This is a genomic window from Streptomyces sp. 6N223, assembly GCF_052246635.1.
Classification (GTDB): domain Bacteria; phylum Actinomycetota; class Actinomycetes; order Streptomycetales; family Streptomycetaceae; genus Streptomyces.
In genome coordinates, this window is record NZ_JBQQCA010000101.1 from 1 (window position 1) to 9,753 (window position 9,753).

At 72.4% G+C, this 9,753-nt stretch carries 5 protein-coding genes and 1 pseudogene; 1 reads left to right on the top strand and 5 read right to left on the bottom strand.

Annotated features, from left to right (window positions below; translation table 11 throughout):
* Nucleotides 1-42: 42 nt before the first annotated feature.
* The 5 genes from ACTWQH_RS32130 to ACTWQH_RS32150 form a co-directional block, all read right to left on the bottom strand.
* Complete coding sequence (locus ACTWQH_RS32130; RefSeq protein ID WP_443290344.1) at nucleotides 43-1,506, bottom strand: glutamate synthase subunit beta; 1,464 nt, start codon at nucleotides 1,504-1,506, stop codon at nucleotides 43-45.
* Entirely contained in the window at nucleotides 1,499-6,076 is a 4,578-nt protein-coding gene (gene gltB / locus ACTWQH_RS32135; protein WP_443290345.1) for a glutamate synthase large subunit, read from the bottom strand. The genes ACTWQH_RS32130 and gltB overlap by 8 nt, the downstream gene beginning before the upstream one ends.
* 345 nt (nucleotides 6,077-6,421) lie before the next feature.
* Nucleotides 6,422-7,126, bottom strand: coding sequence for a VIT1/CCC1 transporter family protein (locus tag ACTWQH_RS32140; protein WP_443290346.1), 705 nt, complete (start codon nucleotides 7,124-7,126; stop codon nucleotides 6,422-6,424).
* A gap of 118 nt (nucleotides 7,127-7,244) precedes the next feature.
* On the bottom strand, nucleotides 7,245-8,243 hold the full coding sequence (gene lgt, locus ACTWQH_RS32145) for a prolipoprotein diacylglyceryl transferase (RefSeq protein ID WP_443290347.1): 999 nt from the start codon (nucleotides 8,241-8,243) through the stop codon (nucleotides 7,245-7,247).
* A 64-nt stretch (nucleotides 8,244-8,307) separates the two neighbouring features.
* The gene (locus tag ACTWQH_RS32150; protein WP_443290348.1) at nucleotides 8,308-9,048 is read right to left on the bottom strand and encodes a DsbA family protein; all 741 of its coding nucleotides are present in this window, start codon (nucleotides 9,046-9,048) and stop codon (nucleotides 8,308-8,310) included.
* A 136-nt stretch (nucleotides 9,049-9,184) separates the two neighbouring features.
* Here ACTWQH_RS32150 and ACTWQH_RS32155 point away from each other — a divergent pair.
* Nucleotides 9,185-9,753: pseudogene (locus ACTWQH_RS32155) on the top strand (hypothetical protein); the annotation flags it as partial.

Sequence of the window (9,753 nt, forward strand, 5' to 3'; positions counted from 1 at the left end):
CCCACACCCCCTGCGCAGGGGGCGTGGGCGCCGCGGACGCGGTCAGACCGCCAGCGCGCGGTCGGTGGGGCGGATCGGGTAGGGCAGCGTGGAGTCGCCGGTCAGGTAGCGGTCCACGCCGCGGGCGGCGGCACGGCCCTCGGCAATGGCCCAGACGATCAGCGACTGGCCGCGGCCGGCGTCGCCCGCCGCGAAGACGCCCTCGACGTTGGTGGCGTAGTCGGCGTCGCGGGCGATGTTGCCGCGCTGGTCGAGCTCCAGGCCGAACTGGCCGACCAGGCCGTTCTCCTGGTCGGTGCCGGTGAAGCCCATGGCGAGGGTGACCAGCTGCGCCGGGATCTTCCGTTCGGTGCCGGGCTTGGGCTGGAACCTGCCCTCGACGAACTCCACCTCGACCAGGTGCAGCCACTGCACGTTGCCGTCCTCGTCGCCCTCGAAATGGGTGGTGGAGACGGAGTAGACCCGCTCGCCGCCCTCCTCGTGGGCCGAGGTCACCTTGTACGTCATGGGGTAGGTGGGCCACGGCTGCTGGGCGGGCCGGGTGTCGCCGGGCCGGGGCATGATCTCCAGCTGGGTGACGGAGGCCGCGCCCTGCCGGTGGGCGGTGCCGACGCAGTCGGCGCCGGTGTCGCCGCCGCCGATGACGACGACGTGCTTGCCCTTGGCGGAGATCGGGGACTCGATGAGGTCCCCCTCCTGCACCTTGTTGGCCAGCGGCAGGTACTCCATGGCCTGGTGAACGCCGCCCAGCTCCCGGCCGGGCACAGGCAGGTCGCGGGCGGTGGTGGCGCCGGCGGCGATGACCACCGCGTCGTAGCGCTTGCGCAGCTTCGCCGCGTCGATGTCGTGGCCGATCTCCACGCCGGTGCGGAACTTGGTGCCCTCCGCCCGCATCTGCTCGATGCGCCGGTTGAGGTGCCGCTTCTCCATCTTGAACTCGGGGATGCCGTAGCGCAGCAGCCCGCCGATGCGGTCGGCCCGCTCGTAGACGGCGACGGTGTGCCCGGCGCGGGTGAGCTGCTGGGCGGCGGCGAGCCCGGCCGGGCCCGAGCCGATGACGGCGACGGTCTTGCCGGTCAGCCGCTCGGGCGGCTGCGGCGTGACGTGCCCGGCCTCCCACGCCTTGTCGATGATGGTGACCTCGACGTTCTTGATGGTGACGGCCGGCTGGTTGATGCCGAGCACGCACGCCGACTCGCACGGCGCGGGGCACAGCCGCCCGGTGAACTCCGGGAAGTTGTTGGTGGCGTGCAGCCGCTCGCTGGCGGCCTGCCAGTCGCCCCGGTAGGCGTAGTCGTTCCACTCGGGGATGAGGTTCCCCAGCGGGCAGCCGTTGTGGCAGAAGGGGATGCCGCAGTCCATGCAGCGCCCGGCCTGCTTGGAGATGACGGGCAGCAGCGAGCCGGGGACGTAGACCTCGCTCCAGTCCCTGACGCGCTCGGTGACGGGGCGGGTCCGCGCCGTTTCGCGCTCGGGGTGGGTGAGGAAGCCCTTCGGATCAGCCATTCGCCGCCTCCATCATCTTCTCGTGGGTCTCGGATTCGCTCAGGCCCGCACGCTCGGCGGCGTCCTTGGCGGCGAGCACGGCCTTGTAGGTGGTGGGCATGATCTTGCGGAAGCGGGCCTGCGCCGCGTCCCAGTTCTTCAGCAGGGCGTCGGCGACGGTGGAGCCGGTCTCCTCGGCGTGGCGGCGCACCGTCTCGTGCAGCCAGGCGCGGTCGTCCTCGTCGAGCTCCTCGATCGCGACGTACTCGGGGTTGACGTTGCGGGGGTCCAGGTCGATGACGTACGCGACGCCGCCGGACATGCCGGCCGCGAAGTTGCGCCCGGTGGTGCCGAGGACGACGGCCCGGCCGCCGGTCATGTACTCGCAGCCGTGGTCGCCGACGCCCTCGGCGACGACGGTGGCGCCGGAGTTGCGCACGCAGAACCGCTCGCCGACCCGGCCGCGCAGGAAGATCTCTCCGCCGGTGGCGCCGTAGGCGATGACGTTGCCGGCGATGATCGCGAACTCCGGCAGGTGGTCGGCGGCCCGGTCCGGGCGGATGATCAGGCGCCCGCCGGACAGCCCCTTGCCGACGTAGTCGTTGGCGTCGCCCTCCAGGCGGAGGGTGACCCCGTGCGGCAGGAAGGCGCCGAGGGACTGGCCCGCCGAGCCGGTGAAGGTGATGTCGATGGTGTCCTCGGGCAGGCCGGCGCCGCCGAACCGCTTGGTCACCTCGTGGCCCAGCATGGTGCCGACGGTGCGGTTGATGTTGCGGATGGCGAGCTGGGCGCGGACGGGCTGGGCGTCCTCGGGGGTGGCGGCGTTCAGCGCGTCGGCCGAGAGGCGGATCAGCTCGTTGTCCAGGGCCTTGGCCAGGCCGTGGTCCTGCTCGGTGGTGCGGTGCCGCGCGGCCCCCTCGGGCAGCTCCGGCACGTACAGCAGCGGGGCGAGGTCCAGGCCCTGCGCCTTCCAGTGGTCCACGGCGCGGGTGACCTCCAGCAGCTCGGCGTGGCCCACGGCCTCCTCCAGGCCGCGGAAGCCGAGCTCGGCGAGCAGCTCGCGGACCTCCTCGGCGATGAACTCGAAGAAGGTCTGGACGAACTCCGGCTTGCCGTTGAAGCGCGCGCGCAGCACCGGGTTCTGGGTGGCGATGCCGACCGGGCAGGTGTCCAGGTGGCACACGCGCATCAGCACGCAGCCGGAGACGACCAGCGGCGCGGTGGCGAAGCCGAACTCCTCGGCGCCCAGCAGGGCCGCGATCAGCACGTCACGGCCCGTCTTGAGCTGGCCGTCGGTCTGCACCACGATCCGGTCGCGCAGCCCGTTGAGCAGCAGCGTCTGCTGGGTCTCGGCCAGGCCCAGCTCCCAGGGGCCGCCGGCGTGCTTCAGCGAGGTCAGCGGCGAGGCGCCGGTGCCGCCGTCGTGCCCGGAGATGAGGACGACGTCGGCGTGCGCCTTGGACACGCCGGCGGCGACCGTGCCGACGCCGACCTCCGACACCAGCTTGACGTGGATGCGGGCGCCGGGGTTGGCGTTCTTCAGGTCGTGGATGAGCTGGGCGAGGTCCTCGATGGAGTAGATGTCGTGGTGCGGGGGCGGCGAGATCAGGCCCACGCCGGGGGTGGAGTGGCGGGTCTTGGCGACCCACGGGTACACCTTGGGTCCGGGCAGCTGGCCGCCCTCGCCGGGCTTGGCGCCCTGGGCCATCTTGATCTGGATGTCGTCGGCGTTGACCAGGTACTCGCTGGTGACGCCGAAGCGCCCGGAGGCGACCTGCTTGATGGCGCTGCGCCGCTCGGGGTCGGTCAGCCGGTCGGAGTCCTCGCCGCCCTCGCCGGTGTTCGACTTGGCGCCGAGCCGGTTCATGGCGATGGCGAGGGTCTCGTGGGCCTCCTTGGAGATGGAGCCGTAGCTCATGGCGCCGGTGGAGAACCGCTTGACGATCTCGCTCGCGGGCTCGACCTCCTCGATCGGCACCGGCGGACGCTCGCCGGCCTTGAGGCGGAACAGGCCGCGCAGCGTCATGAGGCGTTCGGCCTGCTCGTTCACCCGCTGGGTGTACTGGCGGAAGATGTCGTAGCGCCGCTCGCGAGTGGAGTGCTGGAGGCGGAAGACCGTGTCGGGGTCGAAGAGGTGCGGCTCGCCCTCGCGGCGCCACTGGTACTCGCCGCCGATCTCCAGGTCGCGGTGGGCGGGGGCGACGCCGGAGGCCGGGTACGCCTTGGCGTGGCGGGCGGCGGTCTCGCGGGCGATGACGTCGATGCCGACGCCGCCGATCTTGGTGGTGGTGCCGTGGAAGTAGGTGTCGGCGAAGGACTGGTCCAGGCCGACGGCCTCGAAGACCTGGGCGCCCCGGTAGGAGGCGACGGTGGAGATGCCCATCTTGGACATCACCTTCAGCACGCCCTTGCCGAGCGCCTTGATGAGGTTGCGGATGGCGGCGGTGGCGTCCACGCCGGGCAGGTAGGTGCCCCGGGCGACGAGGTCCTCGACCGACTCCATCGCCAGGTAGGGGTTGACGGCCGCGGCGCCGTAGCCGATGAGCAACGCCACGTGGTGCACCTCGCGCACGTCGCCCGCCTCGACCAGCAGCCCCACCTGGGTGCGCTGCTTGGTGCGGATGAGGTGGTGGTGGACGGCGGAGGTGAGGAGGAGGGAGGGGATGGGGGCGTGCTCGGCGTCGGAGTGGCGGTCGGAGAGCAGCAGCAGCCGGGCGCCGCCGGCGATGGCGGCGTCGGCCTCGGCGCAGATCTCGGCCAGCCGGTCGGCGAGGGCCTGGCCGCCGCCGGCGACGCGGTAGAGGCCGGAGAGGGTGGCGGAGGCGAAGCCGGGCAGGTCGCCGTCGGCGTTGATGTGGATGAGCTTGGCCAGCTCGTCGTTGTCGATCACCGGGAAGGGCAGCGTCACGCTGCGACAGGAGGCGGGCGTGGCCTCCAGCAGGTTGCCCTGCGGCCCGAGGGAGGAGTGCAGGGAGGTGACGAGCTCCTCGCGTATGGCGTCGAGCGGCGGGTTGGTGACCTGGGCGAAGAGCTGGGTGAAGTAGTCGAAGATCAGCCGGGGCCGGTCGGAGAGCGCGGCGATGGGCGTGTCGGTGCCCATGGAGCCGATCGGCTCGGCGCCGGACTTCGCCATCGGCGTGAGCAGGACGCGCAGTTCCTCCTCGGTGTAGCCGAAGGTCTGCTGGCGGCGGGTGACCGAGGCGTGGGTGTGGACGACGTGCTCGCGCTCGGGCAGGTCGGCGAGGTCGATCAGGCCGGCCTGGAGCCACTCGCCGTAGGGGTGCTCGGCGGCCAGCCGCTCCTTGATCTCGTCGTCCTCGATGATGCGGTGCTCGGCGGTGTCCACCAGGAACATCCGGCCGGGCTGGAGGCGGCCCTTGCGGACCACCCGGGCCGGGTCGATGTCGAGGACGCCGACCTCGGAGGAGAGCACGACGAGCCCGTCGTCCGTCACCCAGTAGCGGCCCGGTCGCAGCCCGTTGCGGTCCAGGACGGCGCCGACCTGGGTGCCGTCGGTGAAGGTGACGCAGGCCGGGCCGTCCCAGGGCTCCATGATCGTGGAGTGGTACTGGTAGAAGGCGCGGCGGGCCGGGTCCATCGACTCGTGGTTCTCCCACGCCTCGGGGACCATCATCAGCACGGCGTGGGGCAGCGAGCGCCCGCCGAGGTGGAGCAGCTCCAGCACCTCGTCGAAGGTGGCGGAGTCGGAGGCGTCCGGCGTACAGACGGGGAAGATGCGCTCCAGGGCGGGAACGCCGTTCACCGGCTCCCCGAAGAGCTCGCTCACGAGCTGGGACTCGCGGGCGCGCATCCAGTTGCGGTTGCCCTGGACGGTGTTGATCTCGCCGTTGTGGGCGACGAAGCGGTAGGGGTGCGCCAGCGGCCAGCTCGGGAAGGTGTTGGTGGAGAAGCGGGAGTGGACCAGGGCGATGGCGCTGGCCAGGCGGCGGTCGGAGAGGTCGGGGAAGAACGGCTCCAGCTGCCCGGTGGTGAGCATGCCCTTGTAGACGAGGGTGCGGGCGGAGAGGGAGGGGAAGTAGACCCCGGTCTCGCGCTCGGCGCGCTTGCGCAGCACGTAGACGGCGCGGTCCAGGGCGAGGCCGGTCCTGCCGCCGTCGGGGGCGGCGCTGCCGTCGGCGACGAAGAGCTGCCGGAAGACCGGCATGGTCGCGCGGGAGGCGGCGCCCAGCAGCTCGGGCGCGACGGGCACCTCGCGCCACCCCAGCACGGCCAGCCCCTCCTCGGCGGCCAGGTGCTCGATCGCGGCGGCGGTCGCGTCGGTCTCGTCCGGGCCGGCGGGCAGGAACGCGGTGCCGACGGCGTAGACGCCCGGCTCGGGAAGGGCGAAGGGGACGCTCTCGCGGAGGAAGGCGTCCGGGATCTGGATGAGGATGCCGGCGCCGTCGCCGGTGTCCGGATCGGAGCCGGTGGCCCCCCGGTGCTCGAGGTTGCGCAGGACGGCGAGTGCCTTGTCGACCAGCTCGTGGCTGGGATCGCCGGTGAGAGTGGCGACGAAGCCGACGCCACAGGCATCGTGCTCATGGCGCGGGTCGTACATCCCCTGCTGTGCCGGGTGGGACGCAGAACGCATCGGCTCTCCCGTCGTCGTCTGGTAGGTGCTGAGTCCGAGGGACGACGCTGGCCCTGGCGAAGAGATGAAATTTTCGTGCAGGTTACACGATGGCCCGGTTCCCGGGAAGCGGATAGCTGTGTCCACGATACGGACTTAGCACCGCCGGGGCGTGCCGGAGATGGCGGATATGACCGCCCATGGGGGTGGGTCGGTGCCAGCGTCCATGCTCGCGGACCTCGGTGCTCATGCCCGGCGTCAACGAGCTGAAACCCTCCGGAAACAAAGCTCACCCATGACGCTCACCCTGACGACATAGCGTGGTGACCCCGGGGCTTTATTCCCGGGTGGTCCCGGTCTGGGCGCCTAGCCGATCGCGGTGCCCAGGACCGATCCGAGGCCGTAGGTGACGGCCGCCGCGGCGGCCCCGAGGCCGAGCTGGCGCAGGCCGCTGAACCACCACGGGCGGGCCGTCACCCGCGCCACCACGGCGCCGCACACGAACAGGCCGGCCAGCGCCACCAGCGCCGCGGGCCACAGCGTGGTGGCGCCCAGCAGGTAGGGCAGCACCGGCAGCAGCGCGCCCACGGCGAAGGCGGCGAAGGAGGAGGTGGCGGCGACGGTGGGCGAGGGCAGGTCGTCCGGCGCCACGCCCAGCTCCTCGCGGGCGTGTATCTCCAGCGCCTGCTCGGGGTCGGCGGACAGCTGGCGGGCGACCTCCCGCGCCAGCTCGGGCTCCACGCCCCGCCCCACGTAGACCTGCGTCAGCTCGGCCAGCTCGTCGGCCGGGTGGCGGCGCAGCTCGCGGCGTTCGACGTCCAGTTCCGCGAGGACCAGCTCGCGCTGGGAGGCGACCGAGGTGTACTCGCCCGCGGCCATGGAGAACGCCCCGGCGGCCAGCCCGGCCATGCCGGCGATGGCGATGGCCTGGGAGCCGGCGGAGCTGCCCGCGACGCCGCTGATCAGGCCAAGGTTCGAGACCAGCCCGTCCATGGCGCCGAAGACGGCCGGACGCAGCCAGCCGCCCTGCACGTCGCGGTGATGGTGGTGTGCTTCGGCCGGGACGGACATGTGGCGTTCCTCCCTCGAGTCGCTCACAGACTCGCACGGGAACGCGGGGTCCCGCCAGGAAGGAAAGGCAAAGCTACCCCGCCTGAGCTGCGGGTTCTCCGCCCGGGCACCGGGCGTCTCAGGCCTGGGAGTCCTTGCCGGCCGCGCCGTCCCTGGCGGCCACCGCCCCGTCGTCCGCCTTCTCCGAGGCATTGTCGTCGTCGCCGGCGTCGTCCTGGTCGCGGTCGGCCCCGGCGTCCGCCTCCGCGTCCGCCTCCGCCGAGGCCTCCGCCTCGGGCTCCTCCGTGGCGTCGCTGTCATCGTCCGTGACCGGCTCCACCACCTTCTCCCGGCCCGGGAAGCGCCGGGCCGCGATCACCAGGTAGGCGACGGCGGCGGCGAAGACGAGGATCGAGGTCCAGTTGTTCAGCCGCATGCCGAGGAACTCGTGGGCCTCGTCGATCCGCAGCGACTCGATCCAGAAGCGCCCGACCGTGTACGCCGCCACGTAGAGCGCGAACGCCCGCCCGTGTCCCAGCCTGTAGCGGCGGTCGGCCCAGATCACCAGGGCGCCGACGCCCAGGCACCACAGCGACTCGTACAGGAACGTGGGGTGGAAGGTGCCATCGTCGATGCCGTTGTCGATGTCCACGGCCCAGGGCACGTCCGTGGACCGCCCGTACAGCTCCTGGTTGAACCAGTTGCCCCACCGGCCCGCCGCCTGGGCGAACGCGATGCCGGGCGCCACGGCGTCCGCCAGGGGCGGCAGCGCGATGCCCCGCCGTCGGCAGGCGATCCACGCGCCGAGCGCGCCGCCCGCGATGGCGCCCCAGATGGCGATGCCGCCGTCCCAGATCTTGAAGGCGTCGAGCGGCCCCTTCTCCCCCTCGCCGAAGTAGATCTGGTAGTCGGTGATCACGTGGTAGACCCGGGCGCCGACCAGGCCGAAGGGCACCGCCCAGACGGCGATGTCGGCCACCGTGCCGGGCCGGCCGCCGCGCTCGACCCACCGCCGTCCGCCCAGCCAGATGGCCAGGAAGACGCCGATGATGATGCACAGGGCGTAGCCGCGCAGCGGGAGCGGCCCGAGGTGGATCTCGCTTTCGCCCGGGCTGGGGATAGAGGCAAGGACGTCCATGATGGGCCCGACGCTACCCTGCCGGGCACCCGCCATGGAATCCGATCCCGCCAGTTCCCGGGAATCACCCGGCGGCGAGATCCTCCACCTGCTGCTTCAGCCGCTCGGGGGTGAGGGCCTCCTCGGCGCTGCCGTAGATGTCCTCGTCGTTGAGCAGCACGGTCGGCGTCGCGTTGTAGCCGGAGTCCATGAACGCGGCGTTCGAGCGGCGGACCCAGCCGTCGTGGCGGCCCTCGCGCACGCAGTCGCGGAAGGTCTTGTCGTCCAGCCCCTCCACCTTGCCCGCGAGCTGGATGAGGTGGTCCTTGTCGGCGAAGGCGTCGTCGGACTCGGCGGGCTGGTTCGCGTAGAGAACGTCGTGGTACGCCGTGAACTCGCCGGCGTCGCGGGCGCAGACGGCGGCGTTGGCGGCGTTGAGCGAGCCGCTGCCGCCGAGGTTTCCGTCGATGAGGGTGACCAGGTGGTACTCCACCTTGAGCTTGCCCTCGTCGGTGAGCTCGTTGATGGTGTCGCTCATGGTGGTCTCGAACTGGGCGCAGGCCGGGCAGCGGAAGTCCTCGTAGACGGCGAGGGTCGGCGCGCTCGCCTCGCCGACCGTGATCGGCTGGGCGTCGCCGTCGCCGCCGTCGTCCCCGTTGCCGTTGGCGGCGACGACCCCGATCACGCCGGCGACGCCCAGGACCAGGACGGCGGTCCCGAGGACCTTGACGATCCGCAGCCGCCGCTCGGCCGCGCGCTGCTGCTCGCGCTCCTGCCGCATCCGCTCGCGGGCGCTGTTGTTTCCCTCACGGTTGTTCTGGCTCACGCACGGCCAACGAAGCGGAACCCGGCAGGACACGGCGGCGGGCGGCGCCGCGGCAGATCTGAGCGGATCTGACGAAGCGGTGACGGCCGCCGGTTGACGCGCGGGGCACGGCGCGGCGTCACCTAGCGTTAACCGGATGAACGGGAAGGACGCCGGGGGCGGCAGCGTGCGGGCGGACCTGGCCGCGGCGGTGGCGGCGGGGCTGCTGTTCCTCGCGGCGGCCGTCACCGGGCACGCCATCGACGACGAGCGCGAGCTGTTCCTGCCCTACCCGCCGATGCACGCGCGCTGGGAGCCGCACGTGGGGCCGGGCACGCCCGCCGCGCTGATCGTGGCCGGGCTCGTGCTGCTGTACGGGCCGGTGGCGGCGCGGCGGCTGGCCTGGCGCCCGCTGCTGGCCGCCGCCGGGGCGGGCTCGCTGGCCTGGCTGTGGTCGCTGGCGCTGGTCGACGGCTGGCGGCGCGGCGTGGTGGGGCGGCTGACGGCGCACAACGAGTACCTGACGTCGGTCGACGCGATCGACGCCGGGAATCTGGGGCACTTCCTCGGCACCTTCACCGACCACATCCTCTTCGGCGCCGAGGACCGCTGGCCCGCGCACGTGGCGGGGCATCCGCCGGGGGCGGTGCTGACGTTCGTCGCGCTGGACCGGGTGGGGCTCGGGGGCGGCGGGTGGGCGGGGGTCTTCTGCGTGACGGCGTCGGC